The sequence below is a fragment of the Arthrobacter sp. SPG23 genome (assembly GCF_000876655.1).
In the GTDB taxonomy this organism is placed as follows: domain Bacteria; phylum Actinomycetota; class Actinomycetes; order Actinomycetales; family Micrococcaceae; genus Arthrobacter.
In genome coordinates this window covers 313,213-332,146 of the sequence record NZ_JYCN01000022.1, presented here as the reverse complement: position 1 = coordinate 332,146, position 18,934 = coordinate 313,213, and the positions used below count along the sequence as shown (strand labels likewise).

The window sequence follows — 18,934 nt, the reverse complement described above, 5'->3', positions numbered from 1 at the left end:
CATTTCGGCCAGCACCCGGGCGTCACGCCGATCAGTTTTGATCCGGTCCCCGGGAGCACGGAGCAGTTTCGAGGACGCCGCAACGACGCAGTTGATGCCCGCGGCGCGCAGGTACCTGGCCAGGACGAACCCGCTCGGGCCCGATTCGTAGACGACCTTGAGCGGCGGGGTGAACCGGCCGAGCCACTCCAGCACCAGCGCAGGATCTGAGGCCATCGTGTGGTTGCTAATTTCACCGGTGGCGGGGTTCAGTGCATGGCCCACGACGTTCACCGCGTGAACATCCAGCCCAATGAAAGTATGCTCAAACATAGCCGGGACCTCCCAAACTTCACATGTGGCACTACCATTGCACCCCCGACAAGCCGACAGGCCAAGGGAGCCGCCAACGGCAACCCACGGACCCTGTGAAACAGAAGGCCCCGGCCCCCTCGTCCTCGTCCTCGTCCTGACCCTGCCCGTCCGGGATAAGGGACATCACCGCCGGGAACAAGTCCTGCAGCGCCTCCCTTTACCCCAATAGGCGGCGAATCACAGGAAGCTGGCGCTGCCAGGACCGTCCGGCGATAATGGACCGTTGCCCTGACGGGCAGGAACCGTTCCACTTCATATCGTCTAGGCGGAACGGCCCCCGGCCGGCACCCGATATCGTGGAGGGAGGCGCCTGCGCATCAGCGCGGCGCCTCCGCTTCGGGGAAAGTAAGCCCATGGACCAGCTGGCACTTATTATCGGACTCCTGCTTGCCACGGTGGTGGCGGTGGGTCTGGGGGATAGGCTCCGGCTGCCCTATCCCGTGCTGATGCTGATCCTGGCGGCCTCGCTGACGTTTATCCCCGGCTTTCCGGAAATGGATATCTCGCCGGAGCTGATCCTGCCAATCTTCCTGCCGCCGCTGCTGTTTGCGACGGCTCAGCGCAGCTCATGGGCCGTGTTCCGGGTCCGCTGGCGCACGCTGATCATGCTCGCCGTGGCCCTGGTGGTCGTGTCCACCGCGGCCGTCGCCGGGGCGGCCTGGCTCATGATCCCGGGCATCGGAATCCCCGCCGCGATCGCCCTGGGCGCCATGGTGGCCCCGCCGGACCCGGTGGCCGTGGAGTCCGTGGCCGGCCGGGTGCACATGCCGCGGCGGCTCATCACCGTCCTGCAAAGCGAGGGCCTCTTCAACGACGCCGCCGCCATCGTGATCTTCCAGGCTGCCGTGGCGGCGGCCGTCTCCGGCAGCAGGATAGGGTCCGACGTCGTCCTCAAGTTCCTCGTGGGTGCTGCGGTTGCGGTGCTGGTGGGCATCGCCATGGGCTGGGTCACGGCGCTGATCACACGGCTGGTGACCTCCATGGTGGCGCGAAGCGCCGTCACCCTGGTTGTGCCGTTTGCCGCCTACATCCTGGCCGAAGAGGTGCACGCCTCAGGCGTGATCGCCGTCGTCGTCACCGCCCTGGAAATGCAGCGGCATTCGCGTCCGCAGGACGCCGCCGAAAGAGTCACCCGCACGGCCTTCTGGGATGTGGTGGAACTCCTGGTGACCGGGCTGGCTTTCGGGCTGGTGGGGCTGGAAATCCGCCAGGTCATCCACGACGAAGGCACTGAGGTCTACGGGATGATCGGCACCGCCGTGGTGGTGTGCGTCATCGTGTTCGCGGTCCGGTTCCTGTGGCTCGGCCTGCTGGCTGCCTCGGCACGTAAACGGGAGAACCTGCTGCAGCCCACCTCGGCCAAGGAAGTCCTCATCCTGACCTGGTGCGGGATGCGCGGCCTCGCCACCCTGGCGCTTGCGCTGGCACTGCCCCTGACGCTGGCGGACGGCACACCTTTCCCGGCGCGGGACCAGCTGCTGGTCACCGCCTGTGCGGTGCTGCTTGCCACGCTGGTGCTGCCGGGCCTGACGCTGCCCTGGCTGATGAAAGTCCTGGAGGCCACCGGGGACGGCTCGGAGGAACGCGACGCAGCCCGGGTGCTGGCGAAGCGCGCGCAGCAGGCCGCCGTCGCCGCCCTGAAGGACAACGACCTCATGAAGGAGCTCCCGCCGGAGAAGGTGGCACTGGTCAAGGAGAAGATGACGCGGCTGCACGCCGAGCTCCTGGACGGGAGCCTGCGGAACGAATCCCTGGTGGAGAAGCGGCAGCGCGGGCGCGAACTGGCCATTGCCGTGCAGACCATAGCGCTCGATGCCGCCCGCCAGGAAGTGGTGGCTGCCCGGAATGAACCGGACATGGACCCGGAAGTGGCGGACCGCGTGCTGCGCCAGCTGGACCTCCGCACCATGATCATGCCGGAGTAATCCAGCGCGAACGGACAGTTGCGGCCCTTAAATCCATGGGTTTTTGGGCCCCAAGTGTCCGTTCGCGCTCTTGCGACGGGGCACCTTAGGCAGGGACCGCCAGCTCCAGGTCGAGGGTGTTCTCTTCCACGTAATCCAGGGCGCACCGCACGGCTCCCACGGTCACGATTGAGTCGCCCAGGGGGGAAACCGCCACGGCCGGGGGAGTGGCCGTGAACCCGGGAAGGCGTTCGGCGATCGGCCCCAGCAGCACCCCGGCCGAGTTGGCCACGGCGCCTCCAATGACCACCAACTCCGGGTTGATGACGGTTGCCACGGCTCCAATGATCCTTGCCATCCTGTCTGCCAGCCGCTCCAGGATCTTCAGTGCAACGGCATCCCCGGCGGCGGCCGCGGCGAAAACCTGCTCCGCTTCGACGCCATCTCCCGCATGCTCCCGGAGCGAGGTCCTGGCTTTTCCGGCGAGGGCGTCCGCAGCCCAGGTGCGGGCCAGATAGGCGATGCCGAAGGTGTCACCCACCCCCTCCACCATGTCAAGGAATGCAAGCTCACCGGCACCGCCGCCCCGGCCGTGCAGCAGCCGCCCGCCGTCGACCACACCCGAACCGAGGCGCTCACTGGCGAGGATAACCACGACGTCGTCCACGCCGGCCGCCGCACCGCGCCAGCGCTCGCCCAGGGCGGCGAGGTTGGCATCGTTTTCCAGCAGCACCGTCCACCCGTGCAGATCCCGCAGCGCCGCCTTCAGGCCGACGTCGAACAGTCCCCAGAAGTGCTGGGTCACCAGCACGTCCCCGTTGCGGTCCACCGGGGCCGCGATTCCGGCGCAGACGGCGAGAACGGAGTCGGGGGAGGCCCCCACGCTGTGCAGGGCCATCATGGCGGTCCGGTCCACCACTGCGACCCGTTCCTGGGCCGTAATCTCGGCACCGGCAAACGGCTGGCTGGACCGGCCCAGGGCTTTTCCGCGGAGATCGGACACCACCACCGTCGCTTTGGAGATTCCCACGTCCATGCCCAGGACGTAGCCGGCGCGCTCGTTGAGCTCAAACCGCCGCGCCGGCCTGCCCTTCTGGTAGCCGCCAAAGGCCCGCTGGTTTTCCAGCTCCCTGATCCAGCCGCGGTGCATGAGGTCCTCGCAGACGGAAATGGCGGTGGCCCGGGTCAACCCGGTGGCTTCCATGACTTCCGTGACCGTCACCGCCTGGGAAGCGCGCATGAAATCGAGGACTGCCCCGGCGCTGACGCGCCGCAGCAGCTGGGGTGTGGCCGCTGTCATTTCCGACATGGTGTTGACCTCTCTGTGCTTTGCACCACATAATACTTGAGGAACTAAATTTAGATTCCAAATAAACGTTTACGTACAAACGCAGAGCATGGCGGGTCGGACGGCCGCCGAACGCCGGCTCTCCTTCCAGCCCTTCACCCGCCTTTTGCAAAGGAGCAACTGTGAACCGCATCCTGAAGCACTGCCCGCCCGCACCGCAGGCGCAGCCCCGCCACCCCCGCACGTCAGCCGCTGCCCAGTGAACGCGTCTGTACCCGGATCGCTGCCCAGCAGGCGTACCCTCCTCCGGGCCGCAGGCCTGGCCGGGGCCGCCCTGATGGTTCCCCTCTCCGGCTGCGGCGCCACGCCTGCTGCACAAAACGGCGTCACCACCCTCCGGTTCATGCAGAACAAGCCCGAAGTGGTGGACTACTTCAACCAGGTGATCAAGGACTTCGAGGCGCTCAACGCGGACATCCGCGTGGTCCAGGACTTCAATGAGGGCAACTTCGTGCCGGGCCTCGTCCGCAACGATCCCCCGGACGTGGTGACCCGCGGCTTCGCGCAGGCCACCGCCGACTTCGTCAAGAAGGGTATCTTCGCCGACCTGTCGGACATGCCCGTGGCAAACACCATCGACCCGAAGATGCAGGAGCTCATCAACTCCTGGGGCCAGTACAACGGCAGCGAGATCAGTGCCCTGCCGTTCTCGCTTGCGGCAGCCGGCGTCATCTACAACCGCGACATTTTCGAGGCCCACGGTGTCTCCGTCCCCACCACCTGGGACGGGTTCGTTGCCGCCTGCGAAAAGTTCAAGGCGGCCGGCATCGCGCCGATCTACGGAACGTACAAGGACCCCTGGACCCTCGCCCAGGGCATGTTCGACTACGCGTCCGGGGGCACGCTGGATGTTGCGGAATTCTTCACGAAGCTCAACGCCAAGGGTGCCCGCGTCACCAAGGATTCCGCCGAATCGTTTGCCAACAACTTCGGCCCGGCCCTGCCCAAGATGCTCCAGCTCGCCTCGTTCTCGCAGAACGGAGCGGCCAGCAAGAACTACGCGGACGGCAATGCCGCGTTCGCCAAGGGGCAGGCGGCCATGTACCTGCAAGGCCCGTGGGCGCTGTCGCAGCTTGTGGCAGCCAACAAGGACATCAGGCTGGGAACGTTTCCGCTGCCGGCGACGAACAACCCGGCGGAGACCAAGGCCCGCGTTAACGTGGACATGGCGCTCTCCATCACGCGGAACACGCCCAACATGGCTGCGGCGCGGCGGTTCGTCAACTACCTGCTGGAACCGTCCGTGGTGAACACGTACAACGAGAAGAACGCTGCGTTCTCGCCGCTCAAGGACGCCCCCGCCGTCAGCAATGCGCACATTACCGGGCTGAACGCAGCAGTCGCAGAGGCGCGCTACTTCCAGGGCGCCGTGACCTACTTCCCGCCGTCGGTGCCCGTGAACAACTACATCCAGTCCTTCGTCTACAGCAAGAACGGCGAACAGTTCCTCGCCGCACTCGACGACGAATGGCGCCGCGTCGCCGAGCGCACCGCGGTCTGACCCCCACCCGACTCCAGGAGCCCCAATGACTACAACATCCCGGGTGGCCCAGACAGCCCCTCCCGCAGGACGCAAGAACCCGACTTCCGCCGCCGGCACCGTCCGGTCCAAGAGCCGGATCGATCCCACGTATTACTGGATGGTGGTGCCCGTCCTGGCACTGTTCGCCTTCTTCATCACCCTGCCGGCACTCGTGGGCGTCTTCTTCAGCCTCACCAACTACGCAGGCTACGGTGACTGGAAGTTCATCGGGCTGATGAACTACGTCAACATCTTCAAGGACCCCGCTGTCCTGCAGTCCTATGTCTTCACCTTCATGTTCGCCCTCACCACTACCGTGGTGGTCAACGTCGTGGCGCTGGCCATCGCCCTGGGCCTCAACGCGAAGATCAAATGGCGCACCGGCATCCGCACAGTGTTCTTCATCCCCATGGTGCTCTCCGCCCTGATTGTCTCGTTCGTATTCAACTACCTCTTCTCCAACACGCTTCCGGTGCTGGCTGAACGATTCGGCGTGACCCCGCTGGCCACGAGCATCCTCGCCAACGAAAACCTTGCCTGGCTGGCCATCGTGCTCGTCACGGTGTGGCAGGCGGCGCCGGGCGCCACCATCATCTACCTGGCGGGCCTCCAGAGCGTGCCGTCCGAGGTCTACGAAGCCGCGGACCTCGACGGCGCGGGCAGTTTCCGGCAGTTCATCAGCCTGACGCTGCCGTTGATCCTGGGGTACCTCGTGATCAACGTCATCCTCGGGTTCAAGGGCTTCCTGGGAACCTACGAGATCATCGTGGGCCTCACCGGGGGCGGGCCCGGCATGGCGACGCAGTCCGTGGCCATGCGCATCTTCTCCGGCTTCACGGGCGGCGACTATTCCTACCAGATGGCGAACGCCGTCATCTACTTCCTGATCACCTTGCTGATCTCCGTCATCCAGCTGCGCCTCATCCAGCGCCGGGGGGTTTCACTCTAATGACTGCATCCACATTTGCCGCGCCGAAAGCTGCCGAAGCGAAGGCTCCCGCCGCAAAGAACCGCCGGTCCAACCGCGAAGGCTTCAAGATCAACTGGTGGCTCACCGCGCTGGTGCTGGCCGCCTCGTTGACCGTGCTGCTGCCGCTCTACTTCACCGTGGCCATGGCACTGAAGTCCCCGGACCAGATCGGCACCGGCACGGGCCTCGCCTGGCCGAACCCGATGAACTGGGAGAACTTCGCCGCCGCGTACGTGGCCACCAACTTTCCGCGGGCCTTCATGTCCACGGCGTTTGTCACCGTGCTGAGTGTCCTCGGCTCGCTGGCCAGCAGTTCCCTGGTGGCCTACGCCATTGCCCGGAACTGGAACCACCGGTTCTTCCGCGGCTCGTTCGTCTACCTGCTATCTGCCATGTTCATCCCCTTCCCGGTGATCATCCTGCCGCTCATCAAGCAGACAGCGCTCCTCGGCCTGGACAACCCGGCCGGTGTGGTGTTCCTGCACGTCCTCGGCGGCATCTCCTTCAACACACTGCTCTACATCGCCTTCGTCCGGTCCATCCCGGTGGAGCTCGAGGAATCGGCCCGCATGGACGGCGCCACCACGTGGCAGGTGTTCCGCAAGATCATCTTTCCCCTGCTGGCCCCCATGAACGCGACCGTCGGGATCTTCGCCTTCCTCGGCTCCTGGAACGACTTCCTGCTGCCGCAGATGCTGATCGCGGATCCCGCGCTGCAGACCCTGCCCGTGGTGCAGATGCTCTTCCAGGGCGAATTCAACACCAACTACAGCCTCGCCTTCGCGTCCTACCTGATGGCCATGGCGCCCACCCTGGTGGTTTACATCCTGGCGCAACGTTGGGTACTGTCCGGAGTCATGCGCGGCGCAGTGAAATAGGACGCAGTCAAATAGGACGCAGTGAAGCAGGGCGCAGTTCCGGGCCCATCCATTTTTCCCGACACCAAAAACAACTAACCCAAGAAAAGGAATCTCCTTTGTCCACCACCGCCACTCTGGCAACCCTGTCCGACTCAAACCTCGCAGCCGATCCCAACTGGTGGCGCCAGGCCTCTGTGTACCAGATCTATCCGCGCAGCTTCTCGGATTCGAACGGTGACGGCCTGGGCGACATCAAGGGCATCACGGCCAAGGTGCCCTACCTGAAGGAACTGGGGATCGACGCCGTCTGGCTCAGCCCCTTCTACCCGTCCGCGCTCGCGGACGGCGGTTACGACGTTGACGACTACCGCAACGTCGACCCCAAGCTGGGCACCCTGGAAGACTTCGCCGAAATGTCCGCCGCGCTGCACGAGGCCGGCATCAAGCTCATTGCGGACATCGTCCCCAACCACTCCTCCGACCGCCACGAATGGTTCAAGGAAGCCCTGGCCTCCCCGCGGGGTTCCGCTGCCCGCGAACGCTACATTTTCCGGGACGGCCTGGGCGAGAACGGCGAGCTGCCGCCGTCGGACTGGGATTCCGTCTTCGGCGGACCCGCCTGGGAGCGCATCACCGAACCCGACGGCACTCCCGGCCAGTGGTATATGCACATCTTCGCCAAGGAGCAGCCGGACCTGAACTGGTCCAACCGCGAAATCCGCGACGACTTCCTGAAGACCCTGCGCTTCTGGTCCGACCGCGGCGTGGACGGCTTCCGCGTGGACGTGGCGCACGCCCTCACCAAGGACCTCACCGAACCGCTGCTCTCCAAGGTGGAACTCAGCGAGGCAAACACCGGTACTGACGGTTTTGCCGACGGCTCGCACCCGTTCTGGGACCGCGACGAGGTCCACGAGATCTACGCCGAATGGCGCGAGGTGTTCAACGAGTACAACCCGCCGCGCACCGCCGTCGCCGAAGCCTGGGTGCACGCCACCCGCCGCGCCCGCTACGCCAGCCCGCAGGGCCTGGGCCAGGCCTTCAACTTCGACCTCCTGCAGGCCGATTTCGACGCCGACGAGTTCCACGAGATCATCACCCGGAACCTCGCCGAAGCCACGGCCACCGGAGCCTCCTCCACCTGGGTCTTCTCCAACCACGACGTCGTCCGGCATGCCACCCGCTACGGCCTGCCGAAGGGCGGCGGCGTCCACGCCAAGGGCCAGGACGGCAAGGGCTGGCTGCTGGCCGGCGCCCCGGCCGGGGAACTGGACGTCGAACTGGGCCTGCGCCGCGCCCGTGCGGCCAGCCTGCTGATGCTTGCCCTCCCGGGCTCGGCCTACCTCTACCAGGGAGAGGAGCTCGGCCTGCAGGAAGTCGCGGAGATCCCGGACTCGGAACGCCAGGACCCCTCCTTCTTCCGCAACAAGGGCGTGGAGATCGGCCGTGACGGCTGCCGCGTGCCGCTGCCGTGGGCCTCGGAAGGAACGTCCTTTGGCTTCGGCTCCGGCGATGCCCACCTGCCCCAGCCTGCATGGTTTGCCCGCTACGCAGTGGACGCCCAGGACGGCGTGGAGGGCTCCACGCTCGAGCTGTACCGCGCGGCCCTGAAGCTGCGGCGCGAGCTGCAGACCGCCGAAGACCTGGAGTGGGCGGAGACCGGCAACCCCGAGGTGCTGCACTTCAGCCGCCACGGAGGCTGGCAGTCCGTGACCAACTTCGGTGCGGAGCCGGTGGAGCTCCCGGCCGGCGAGGTCCTGCTCAGCAGCGCCCCGCTGGACGGAAAGCTCCTGCCGGGCAACACCACCGTCTGGCTGCGCTAACGCGAAGCCTGGATAGCACCCGCTAGCTACATCAGGAATCCCGTCCCGGTGGCGGCGCCCCGACARGGCGCGCACCGGGACTTCTTGCTGCTGGGCCTCCGCACGATCAAGTGAAAGAGTGACGACATGACTGAACAATCTTCAAGCCCGTCGGGCCAGGAGCTGATCCACACCCAGGAGCTGATCTACGGCTGCATGGGCCTTGGCGGCAGCTGGTCAGCCGAGCCGTACGCAACTCAGCACGTGGAGCAGGCGGCCGCGGCAATCGACGCTGCCCTCGATGCAGGCATCACCCTGTTCGACCATGCTGACATCTACCGCAGCGGCAAGTCGGAGGCCGTATTCGGCGAAGTGCTTGCGATCACGCCCGGGCTGAGGGAACGGATCCGGCTCCAGACCAAGTGCGGGATCCGGCTCAATGAGCAGGGCCTGGAAACTCACTACGACCTGAGCCGCGACGGGATCCTCGAGCGGGTCAACGGCAGCCTGAAACGGCTGAAGACGGACTACGTGGATGTCCTGCTGCTGCACCGCCCCGACCCGTTGGCGGACCCCGCCGAAGTGGCGTCCGCCGTCGGGCAGCTGATGCGTGAAGGCAAAGTGCGGCAGGTGGGCGTGTCCAACATGTCCGCCCCGCAGATCGAGATGCTGCAGGACCACTTGGAAGCCCCGGTGGTTGCCAACCAGCTGGAGATGAGCCTGCTGAAAAGGGCCTGGCTGGAAAGCACCGTGCTGGTGAACCATGCGGAGGGGCTGGATTACAGCTTCCCGCACGGCACCGTGGAGTTCTGCAGCCGGCAGGGGATTTCCCTGCAGGCCTACGGGGCGCTGGCCCGGGGCCACTACACCGGAGCTCCGCCGGAAAGCCCGACGCCGGCCGAGGCCGCCACTGCGGCCCTGGTCGCCGGGATGGCGACGGCCAAGGGGACGACGCGGGAGGCAATCCTCCTCGGCTGGCTGATGCGGCACCCGGCCGGGATCGCGCCGGTGATCGGGTCGGCCAACCCGGACCGCATCCGCGCGTGCGCCGGAGCGGCCCATGTTGCCGCCGACATGACCCGCGCCGAGTGGTACAAACTGTGGGTCACGGCCCGGGGAAGCAACATCCCCTAAGTGCCCGCTTAACCCAACTAGGTCGCAGTAGATGTCGTTATGAGCGCTCATAACGACATTAACTGCGACCCAGTTGGGCGTGGAGCACCTAGAGCGGGGCCACCACCGAGTACGTGGACGAGTCGCCCTGCAAGGCTTGGCTCTTCTTGCCGTTCACACCCACCGGAATGTCGCCGGCAATGGTCACACGGTTGAGCTTGCGGGGCTGGCCGTCGTAGTTGTCCGGGGCGTAGTGCTGGGTGATGCGGTTGTCGAACAGCACCACCTGGTTCGGCTCCCAGTTCACCCGCACCACGTTCTCCGGACGCGTGACGTAGGCCTGCAGCAGCCGGATGATGTCCTTCGACTCGGTGTTGGACAGCCCCACGATCCGCAGCCGCTGCGCGAAGCCCCCGATGAACAATCCGCGCTCGCCGGTCAGCGGGTGGACCCGGACCACCGGGTGGGCTGTCTCGAACTTCAGCCTCGTGAACTCCTTGCGCCGCTCTTCGGCGTTCCGGTGCTCCAGGTTCTTCGGCACCGAGTAGTCGTAGTCGTTGGTGTGGATGGCCCAGAGGGTGTCCGCGAAGTTCCGCAGCTCCTCCGGCAGATCCTGGTACGCTCCGGCCGAGGACGCGATCAGCGTTTCCCCGCCGTACGCCGGAAGATGGATGCTGCGAAGCGTGGATGCTTGCGGCGGGTTCACCACAAAGGTGACGTCGGTGTGCCAGTTGTTGGCTGAGCCGTTCTCGCTGTCCACCGGCAGGACGTTCTCTTCGCCGTCCACGGAGGCCACGGTGGGGTGCGCCTTCGTGAGCGGTCCGAAGTGGCTGGCGAACTTCACCTGCGCCTCGTCCGTGAGGATGTTGGCGTCGCGGAACACCAGTGCTTTGTGCTCATTGAGCGCCGCCTGGAGCTGCGCCACGGTGCTGTCGGAGAGGTCCCCGCTGAGGTCCAGGCCGCGGATTTCAGCCCCGATACGGGAGCCCAGCTTGGCAAATTCGAGCTTGGTTTCGGTGAGGGTAGTCATTGCGTTGTTCCTTACTGATTGGGTGTGACGTTGGGATCAGTTTCCGGAGCCGACGGCAGTGCGCCAGCGGGAGAAGTGCCGTTCCAGGCCGACGAGGAGAATGTTGACTGCCAGTCCCAGGATGGAGACGGTGAGGATTCCGGCGTACATGTCCGGGATCAGGAAGCTCATCTGCGAATTGACGATCAGGTAGCCCAGACCGGCTTTGGCACCCACCATTTCGGCGGCGATCAGCACCAGGATGGAAGACGTGCCCGCCATCCGGATGCCTGTGAAGATGGTGGGGACGGCGGACGGCAGAATCACCTTCTGGAAGAGCCGGAAGCTGTTCAGCCCCAGGGACCGCGCCGCACGGATCAGCAGCGGGTCAACGGTCCGGACACCGGCGATGGTGTTCAGGAGTACCGGGAAAAACGCCGCGTAGGCCACGATGGTGATCTTGGATTCCTCGCCGATGCCCAGCAGCAGCGTGAAGACCGGAAGCAGTGCCAGCGTGGCTGTGTTGCGGAACAGCTCGAGCAGGGGGTTCAGGAACGAGCTCAGCCACCCGTACCAGGCGATCAGCAGCCCCAGCACCACGGCGGACACCACGGCAATGCTGAATCCGGAGACCGAGCGGGTGAGGCTGGCCTGCAGGTGGTTCTGCAGTTGCCCGGTCTCCAGCAGCTTCCCGCCGGCGGCCAGTACTTCGTGCAGCGGCGGCAGGAACACGCGCGTGGACGGGCTGGCCAGGTACGTGGGGCCCAGTTCCCACAGCGCGAGGAACAGCAGCACGGCGAGGGATTTCCAGCCGGCCCGTCCGGCGAGCCCGGCCAGGGCAGTGAGCCGGCCCGCCGTCGTCGGCCGTGGTCCGCTTTCCGGACCGGATGGCCCGGCCTGTCCGGTTTGACGGGAACGTCCGACGGCGGCAGCCGCCTCGGGCGGTCGGGTCAGCACAGCACTCATCAGGCAGCGCTCCTTTCCTGGGGTTGTTCGTCGGGGGCCGTACCGTCCGGGAGGATCTTCCGGTGTCCGGAGTCCTGGGCGAGCCGGACTTCATCGTGCAGGAGGGACCAGAGCTGGTGCCGGTGTTCCACAAACGCCGGATGCGAGCGGACGTCGCCCTCGCCGTCGCGGTCCGGGATGTTGATGGCTACGAACTCCTTGAGCCGGCCGGGTCGTGCGCTAAGGACGGCCACGCGCTGGCCCAGGTACACGGCCTCATCGATACCGTGCGTGATGAAGACGATGGTCTTGCCCGTGGCCTTCCAGATCCGCAGCAGCTCGTCCTGGAGCTGCTCGCGGGTCTGCGCATCCAGGGCCGCGAACGGTTCGTCCATCAGCAGGATGTCCGGCTCATAGGCGAGGCTTCTGGCGATGGCCACGCGCTGCTTCATGCCGCCGGACAGTTCGTGCGGGTAGCGGTCCTCGAACCCCGCCAGCCCCACCAGGTCCAGGAATTCGCTGGCCTTCGCGGCCCGTTCCTTCCGGGAAAGGCCGGAGTTTTCCAGCCCGATGGAAACGTTGGCCGAGGCGGTCCGCCACGGGAACAATGCGTACTGCTGGAAGACGACGGCGCGGTCCGGGCCCGGTGCGGTCACTTCCTTGCCGTCCACCAGGACGCTTCCGGAGGTGGGCCGGGAGAGGCCCGCCAGCAGGTCCAGCAGCGTGGTCTTGCCTGAGCCGCTGGGGCCCACCAGCGTGAGGAATTCACCGGCGGCGACGTCCAGGCTGAGATCGTCGAGGGCCGTCAGCACGGACGGGCCGGCCTGTTTCCGGGTACGCCGTTTCCCGCTGCTCTTGCCCTGGCGCACCGCGAATTCCTTGGTGACGTTCCGGAGGCTGATTTTCGGCGTCATGGTTGTCCTTTCGGGTTGCGGCTGGTGCTGCTGCCGGTGCTCATCCGGTCACCAGGGCGTTGAACTCGTTGGTGTAGAGCTTCTTGGGGTCCAGCTCGCCCTTGATGATTCCGGTGTCCTTGAGCCACTTGCTCCAGCGGGTGAAATCCTCATCCTTGATCTCGCCCTTGGCCGGAACACCCACGCTCTTCCAGTACTGCAGCGCTGCCGGGTTTTCGTTGCGGCCGCGTTCCTGCAGGATCTTGGTGAAGCGGGCGATCACTTCCTCGCGCGGGGTGTTCCGCTCCCATTCGATGGCCTTGGCCACCCCGGTAGTGAACGTCCGGGTGGTGTTGGGGTTCTTCGCGATGAAGTCAGTGCGCAGCACATAGGGGCCGCCGGCGAAGGTGCCGAAGAGTTCGGCGTCGCTGAACACCGAGCGGAGGCCGCCGCCGGCGATCGCCTTGTCCTGCAGGACGCCGCCCAGTGAGCCGGCGTCCACCTGGCCGCGGCGGATGGCCTCTTCGGTGTCGTTGGGCGGCACTACCACCAGCTGCACCTGCTTAATGTCCTCGGCGCTCAGGCCGTTCTTTTGCAGGTAGGTGCTGATGACGGCGTCCGCGTGTGCGCCGAGCGTGTTGACGGCGATTTTCTTGCCGATGAAGTCGCGGGCGGTCCGGATGGGGCTGTCTTCCTTGACGTAGAAGCCGTTGAAGGTCTTTTCGTCTTCGCCGTAGTAGTTGATGACGGCCTTGACCGGGGCGCCGGCTTCCACCAGCTTCACCACGGCTCCGGCGAACGCGCCGCCAAAGTCGGTCTGCCCGGTGGCCGCGGACTGGATGTCCTGCGGACCGCTGATGGTGTTGCCCACCCAGTTGAGCTTGATGTCGCCAAGGTAGCCGAGGTCCTGGGCGAGCTCCGGAAGGGTGACGGCGTTGGCAGAGCCCTGGTAGCGGAGCTCCTTTACTTCGGTGGCGCCGCCGGCTGTACTGCCGGCTTCGGCCGCGCCGCCGCAGCCCGACACCGTCATCGCGATGACGACGGCGGCCGCGGCACTCATGATGGTCAGGTGTCGTTTCATTCGGGGTTCCTTTGTGAGGGATGGAGCGGGTCTTGGACTGAAGCGGTGGTGGCCGGTTGCCTGCCGCTGGAACGATGTAAGCGCACCGTCCGGGGCGAGGGGAAGCGCTGCCGTCACGCCGGGAAACCCGCGGAAATGCGCGGAAACAGGGCGAAACCGCGGGTCACAAGACGCCCCGTTTCGCCCGTTAACGGCCCGTGAACGCGTTTGACGCGCCGGCCGCGCCGGATTTTGGTCGTATTGTTCGCCCGTTGGACAGCTGTTACTTAGCGTTGGGAGGCTCAGGGCGGATACGGTAGGAGTATGACCACCTCAACCTCCGCCGCCGTCGACACCGTACGGCCCGAACGAAACATTCCCGCCGAAATTGCCCGTTCGTGGCTTTTGGTGAACGCGATGAAGCCTGAGCTTTTTGACGTCTCGGCTACGTCGCGTGCGGACTCGATCATCCTGGACATCGAAGATGCGGTGGACCCCTCGCAGAAGGACACCGCCCGCGAACACGTCATCAACTGGCTGACCGCCGGCGGCCGGGCCTGGGTGCGCATCAACGACGCCACGAGCCCGTTCTGGGCCGATGACCTCGCCGGCCTGCGCGGCACCCCGGGCCTGCTCGGAGTCATGCTGGCCAAGACCGAGTCCGCGGACCAGGTCACCGAGAGCTACCACCGCATGGACGGCAAGACCCCCGTGATTCCGCTGGTGGAATCCGCCGTCGGCATCGAGGAAGCCAACCACATCGCCAAGGCCCAGGGCGCCTTCCGCCTGGCCTTCGGTTCCGGCGATTTCCGCCGCGACACCGGCATGGCGGCCACTCCGGAGGCGATGGCGTACCCGCGCGCCAAGCTGGTTGTTGCCAGCCGCGTGGGCAACCTGCCGGGCCCCATTGACGGCCCCACGGTGGGCACCAACCACCCCATCCTGCGCGAGCAGACCGGAATCACCGTGATGATGGGCATGACCGGCAAGCTCTGCCTGGCCATCGACCAGACCAACGTCATCAACGAGGTCATCAGCCCCACGCCGTCCGACGTCGCGTGGGCCACGGACTTCATGGCCGACTTCGAGGCCAACGGCCGCGTGATCCGCGACGGCTCCGACCTGCCGCGCCTGGGCCGCGCCGAGAAGATCATGAAGCTCGCGGTAGCCTTTGGGGTGCAGCCGGCGCTCTAGCTAGCGCCACCGCAGCAGCCGCAGCCAAAGGAGACCCCGTGACCGATACCCGCTATCTGGTCCACGGGGTCTTTTGGGATGGCGCGCCGCCCGGTTCCCCGGCGAACACCGGAACAGGACAGCGCGGGCCGGCAAAGCGCGACGGCGGCACTCCGGTGGTGCGCTTGCAGGATCCTTCAGGCGGCTTCCGGGAGCTGGAGCTCGACGCGGGCAGCCGGCTGGGTTTCCGGGTCGCCGCGGGTGGCAAGTGGTGCCTTGGGCACCACAAGGTGCACGGCCCGGCTGACCGGGACCACGTCCTCTGCCCGGCCAAGGCCTCGGCCGTCAAGGGCAGCCAGTGCGAGCGCTGCTTCGTGGTGGATGATTCCCGGCTGATCCATGACTTCCACCGCGGCGGGGGCGTCCCGCCAGGCCTCCGCGCCTACCTCATGCAGCAGCACTGGCTGTATGTGGCAACGTTTGCCAGCGGCGCCAGCAAGGTGGGCACCGCATCGAACCTGCGGAAATGGAACCGGCTGGCCGAGCAGGGCGCGGTGGTGGCACGCTATGTGGCGCGGGCGGACGACGGCAGGGTGGTCCGGGTCCTTGAAGACATGCTCACCCGCGACGCGGGGCTCCCGCAGCAGGTCCGTTCGGCAGCCAAGGCCGCCGCATTGGTGGCACCGGCACCCGCCGTCGAACTTGATGCCCTGAACCGGCAGCTGGCCGGTGACGCACGCGCACTGCTGGCCCGCGCCGGCGGGGAGGGATTCGAGGTGGTGGACGAACAGTGGGTCCGGCCGGGCCTTGCAGACCGAGCGTGCGTGGCGGCGGTCCGGTACGCGTACCCGCACAGCATGGGCGCCGGAGCGCACGGATTCCGGATTGCCGCGGTGAGCGGCAGCATCGCGGTGGCGGGACTGGATGGCTCCGGGCTGGAGTTCGTGGTTAACCTCGGCAACCTGAAGGCGCGGCGCGTAGAACTCGGAGACCACCACGCGTCGGAGGTCCCGGCCGTACAGGAATCGTTGTTCTGAGGCCGGCACATAGAATGGGACGGTGCTGAACGAATTCTGGGCCACCGCATCCACCTCCTACAAGGTGCTGGTTTTCAGCGCCATGGGCCTGATCGCCGTCGGCATTGTCCTCAACCTGGTGGGCAACACGTCCGGCAACCAGGGCCTCGCCGTGGCGTCGTTGCCGGTGATCGGCGTCGGCCTCATCCTGCACGTTGTGGGGATCGTGGTGCGGGGCCAGCAGATCAGGAAGAACCTCAAGCGTTAGCGGCAGCGTTCCGCAGGACGTGGCTCCGGGCATGCTCCACGGCCGCGGGCAGCGACGTGAACAGATGCTTGTGGTGCCGGAGGGACCGGATCACACCCACGTTCGTCACCAGTTCCAGGTGCTCCGGCTGGACGCCCTTCAGTAGAACGGTGATCCCGCGCAGTTCCAGTGCTGAGATGACTTCCACCAAGGCATGGGCGCCCGTGGCGTCCAGCATCCGCACCTGGGACAAACGGATGATGGCCACCTGGATATCCTTGACCTCGCTGATTTCCTGCAGGATCCGTTCCGCCGCCCCGAAGAACATGGCGCCGTCGAGCCTGAAGATTGCGATGTGCCTGTCGCCCTCCACATGCGGCCCCGGAACTTCCTCGCGCTTCACCCTGCTGAGCGAGGCGAATTTCCGCAGCGTAAACAGGGCCGCAGCGATGAGCCCGATCTCGATGGCCACGATCAGGTCGAACGCGACCGTGATCAGCGCTGTCAGGACAAACACGAAGGCATCCGCGCGGGTGGAACGCATGATCGCGGTCACCGTATGCTTCGAGACCATCCTTGTGGCCGTGACCATCAGGATGCCGGCGAGTACCGCGAGCGGGATCCTTCCCACGAGGCCGGCTGCCAGGTAGATGATCGCCAGCAGAACGAGCGCGTGAACAATCGCCGCGAGGCGGGTCTTCGCCCCGGACCGGACGTTGACTGCGGTGCGGGCGATGGCACCCGTGGCCGGCATGCCACCAAAGAACCCCGCCGCGATAGATGCCAGTCCCTGTCCCGTGAGCTCACGGTCGGGGCGGTAAGCCCCGGATGGCCTTCCGTCAGGACCGACCATTCCGGCCGCCACCCGCGCGGAGAGCAGGGACTCGATGGCGGCCAGCGCCGCGATGGACACCGCGGGCATCAGCAGCCCGCTTAGCGTGGACGGGTCCAGGGAGGGCATGGACGGCGCGGACAGGGAATGCGGCAGCTCGCCGATTCGGGGGATGTCCAGCCCAAGGATTTCGGCGGCCACGGTGGCCAGCAGCACCGCGATCAGGCTTGCGGGCAGGGACTTGTTCAGCTTGGGGAGCAGGAACATCACCGCACCCACGCCCGCCACCACGGCGAGGGTCTGGACGACGGTGGGAAACGCGGCCCCTGAGGCGGCCTCGACCGCGGCAACAACGGTGTTGTGGCCGGGGATGCCTGCTGTTCCGGTGGCCAAGGGCACCTGCTGGAGGAAGATGATGGCGGCAATGCCGAGCGTGAAGCCTTCCACCACGGGCCAGGGGATGAAAGCGACGGCGCGGCCCAGCCCGCTGATGCCGAGCGCACAGACAAGGAGCCCTGCCAGCAGCGAAACAATGGGAATGCTGCCGGCACCGTGGGTGGCCACCACTGGGGCCAGGACCACCACCATGGCGCCGGTGGGGCCGGACACCTGGACGTTGGAGCCGCCCATGATGGCCGCCACCAGGCCGGCAACCACCGCAGTGATCAGGCCTGCCTCAGCGCCCACCCCGGAGCTGACCCCGAACGCCAGTGCCAGCGGGAGTGCAACGATCCCCACCGTGACGCCGGCTGTGAGGTCCGTCTTCCACGAGGTTCCCAGCCCGTCGTAGTCCCGGCGGGAGGGCAGGAACGCCCGGAGTGTCCGCAGCCGGCTCACGAGGACTGGCCGGTGAGATGGGCGCCCGGCAGTTCCTGCGCCAGGCGGAGCTGTTCGCTGGAGTCCGCCAGCGTGTCCAGCAGGAACATTCGGGCGATGGCCAGGAGTTCTGCGATTTTCGGGTTCGCCAGGCGGTACGTCACGGCGTTCGCCGACCGGACCGAGGTCACCACCTTGTGCCGGCGCAGCGTTGCCAGGTGCTGGGAGAGGTGCGAGGCTTCCAGCCCGGTTTCGGACAGGAGGAAGCTGACCGGGGCTGTTGTGTCGGGGGCAGCCGCCAGCAGTTCGAGGATCCTGATGCGCGCCGGGTGGGCGAGGGCCTTGAAGAGGTTGGCCTTGATTTCGTACAAAGGGGCCTGTGCCGGGGAAATCATGGGGGCCTGCTGTCGCCTGGTCATGCAGCGCCCGGATGAGCGGTCTCTGCATGATTTGATGGAATGATGAATTTATCATACCACTACACCGGCCGGGCTGCCAGGCCCTTCGTGCGTAACAGGCCGTGAACCGGCCGCCTCTCTCTTCGTAACAGGCCGCCGGCCTGGCGGCGGGGGAGCGATAGGCTTGAGGCCATGACTATCAATCCGGACCTGCAGGGCCGTAGCTACCCTGCCGCAGAGGTGTACGACGTCGGCCGCGAGAAGATCCGCGAGTTCGCCCGGGCGGTCAAGGCAAGCCATCCCGCGCATTACGACCTGGAAGCAGCCCGGGCCCTGGGCCACAGCGACCTCGTGGCCCCGCCCACCTTCGCCATCATCGTTGCCCAGCGTGCCGATGCCCAGCTGATCGAGGATCCGGAGTCCGGCATTGACTTCTCCCGCGTGGTCCACGCGGACCAGCGGTTCGTCCACCACCGGCCCATCTTCGCCGGTGACCGGTTGGTGGCGGAATTGCACGTGGACGGCGTCCGCGCCATGGGCGGCGGTGCCATGATCACCACCCGCTCGGAAATCTTCGCCCTCACCGGCGACGGCGCAGACGGCCCGGGTGCTTCCCGGGAGGCCGTCTCCACCACCACCTCGTCCATCCTGGTCCGCGGAGAGGGACAGTAA

At 66.4% G+C, this 18,934-nt stretch carries 18 protein-coding genes; 10 read left to right on the top strand and 8 right to left on the bottom strand.

Translation table 11 applies throughout. The features are described from left to right. A partial coding sequence (locus tag TV39_RS15750) for an IS110 family transposase (RefSeq protein WP_043483148.1) occupies positions 1-312 on the bottom strand: 312 nt, incomplete at its 3' end. 395 nt (positions 313-707) lie between these two features. Between TV39_RS15750 and TV39_RS15745 the strand changes: the two genes are divergently transcribed. After that, the gene (locus tag TV39_RS15745; RefSeq protein WP_043483146.1) at positions 708-2,279 is read left to right on the top strand and encodes a Na+/H+ antiporter; all 1,572 of its coding nucleotides are present in this window, start codon (positions 708-710) and stop codon (positions 2,277-2,279) included. Positions 2,280-2,364: 85 nt separating this feature from the next. Here the strand turns inward: TV39_RS15745 and TV39_RS15740 are convergent, their stop codons facing one another. Then, positions 2,365-3,567: an ROK family transcriptional regulator gene (locus tag TV39_RS15740; protein ID WP_043483145.1), complete on the bottom strand. Its 1,203-nt coding sequence runs from the start codon at positions 3,565-3,567 to the stop codon at positions 2,365-2,367. Between the two features lie 238 nt (positions 3,568-3,805). Here TV39_RS15740 and TV39_RS15735 point away from each other — a divergent pair, with 238 nt between their 5' ends. The 5 genes from TV39_RS15735 (at position 3,806) to TV39_RS15715 (ending at position 9,894) form a co-directional block, all read left to right on the top strand. Then, positions 3,806-5,107, top strand: coding sequence for an ABC transporter substrate-binding protein (locus TV39_RS15735; RefSeq protein WP_043483242.1), 1,302 nt, complete (start codon positions 3,806-3,808; stop codon positions 5,105-5,107). A 25-nt stretch (positions 5,108-5,132) separates the two neighbouring features. After that, entirely contained in the window at positions 5,133-6,077 is a 945-nt protein-coding gene (locus TV39_RS15730) for a carbohydrate ABC transporter permease (RefSeq protein WP_043483144.1), read from the top strand. Further along, positions 6,077-6,976, top strand: a complete 900-nt coding sequence (locus TV39_RS15725) for a carbohydrate ABC transporter permease (protein ID WP_043483142.1) — start codon at positions 6,077-6,079, stop codon at positions 6,974-6,976. Before TV39_RS15730 ends, TV39_RS15725 begins: the two co-directional genes overlap by 1 nt. 98 nt (positions 6,977-7,074) lie before the next feature. Then, entirely contained in the window at positions 7,075-8,781 is a 1,707-nt protein-coding gene (locus TV39_RS15720) for a glycoside hydrolase family 13 protein (protein WP_043483140.1), read from the top strand. Between the two features lie 126 nt (positions 8,782-8,907). Beyond that, complete coding sequence (locus TV39_RS15715; protein WP_043483139.1) at positions 8,908-9,894, top strand: aldo/keto reductase; 987 nt, start codon at positions 8,908-8,910, stop codon at positions 9,892-9,894. Between the two features lie 88 nt (positions 9,895-9,982). Here the strand turns inward: TV39_RS15715 and TV39_RS15710 are convergent, their stop codons facing one another. The 4 genes from TV39_RS15710 to TV39_RS15695 are packed head-to-tail and all read right to left on the bottom strand — an operon-like array spanning position 9,983 to position 13,801. Next, the gene (locus tag TV39_RS15710; RefSeq protein WP_043483137.1) at positions 9,983-10,903 is read right to left on the bottom strand and encodes a TauD/TfdA dioxygenase family protein; all 921 of its coding nucleotides are present in this window, start codon (positions 10,901-10,903) and stop codon (positions 9,983-9,985) included. Positions 10,904-10,939: 36 nt separating this feature from the next. Then, positions 10,940-11,848 (bottom strand): ABC transporter permease, encoded by a 909-nt coding sequence (locus TV39_RS15705; RefSeq protein WP_043483135.1) that lies wholly within the window; start codon positions 11,846-11,848, stop codon positions 10,940-10,942. Further along, positions 11,848-12,741, bottom strand: coding sequence for an ABC transporter ATP-binding protein (locus tag TV39_RS15700; RefSeq protein WP_043483134.1), 894 nt, complete (start codon positions 12,739-12,741; stop codon positions 11,848-11,850). The genes TV39_RS15705 and TV39_RS15700 overlap by 1 nt, the downstream gene beginning before the upstream one ends. A gap of 40 nt (positions 12,742-12,781) precedes the next feature. Next, positions 12,782-13,801: an ABC transporter substrate-binding protein gene (locus tag TV39_RS15695; RefSeq protein ID WP_043483132.1), complete on the bottom strand. Its 1,020-nt coding sequence runs from the start codon at positions 13,799-13,801 to the stop codon at positions 12,782-12,784. Positions 13,802-14,104: 303 nt separating this feature from the next. On the opposite strand from TV39_RS15695, the gene TV39_RS15690 reads away from it, so the two are divergent. From TV39_RS15690 to TV39_RS15680, 3 genes are read left to right on the top strand one after another with little or no spacing between them, the layout of a single operon-like run. Beyond that, entirely contained in the window at positions 14,105-14,974 is an 870-nt protein-coding gene (locus TV39_RS15690; protein WP_043483131.1) for an HpcH/HpaI aldolase/citrate lyase family protein, read from the top strand. Positions 14,975-15,012: 38 nt separating this feature from the next. Beyond that, on the top strand, positions 15,013-15,990 hold the full coding sequence (locus TV39_RS15685; RefSeq protein WP_082049769.1) for a DUF2797 domain-containing protein: 978 nt from the start codon (positions 15,013-15,015) through the stop codon (positions 15,988-15,990). A gap of 22 nt (positions 15,991-16,012) precedes the next feature. Then, a complete protein-coding gene (locus TV39_RS15680; protein WP_043483129.1) occupies positions 16,013-16,237 on the top strand; it encodes a DUF3188 domain-containing protein in 225 nt (74 codons plus the stop codon). On the opposite strand, the gene TV39_RS15675 is transcribed toward TV39_RS15680, so the two are convergent. Both TV39_RS15675 and TV39_RS15670 read right to left on the bottom strand, forming a co-directional pair. Next, positions 16,227-17,885, bottom strand: coding sequence for a SulP family inorganic anion transporter (locus tag TV39_RS15675; RefSeq protein WP_043483127.1), 1,659 nt, complete (start codon positions 17,883-17,885; stop codon positions 16,227-16,229). The two genes, TV39_RS15680 and TV39_RS15675, sit on opposite strands and share 11 nt — an antisense overlap. Next, positions 17,882-18,259: an ArsR/SmtB family transcription factor gene (locus tag TV39_RS15670; protein WP_043483126.1), complete on the bottom strand. Its 378-nt coding sequence runs from the start codon at positions 18,257-18,259 to the stop codon at positions 17,882-17,884. The genes TV39_RS15675 and TV39_RS15670 overlap by 4 nt, the downstream gene beginning before the upstream one ends. 195 nt (positions 18,260-18,454) lie before the next feature. Here TV39_RS15670 and TV39_RS15665 point away from each other — a divergent pair, with 195 nt between their 5' ends. Continuing rightward, on the top strand, positions 18,455-18,934 hold the full coding sequence (locus TV39_RS15665) for an FAS1-like dehydratase domain-containing protein (protein ID WP_043483125.1): 480 nt from the start codon (positions 18,455-18,457) through the stop codon (positions 18,932-18,934).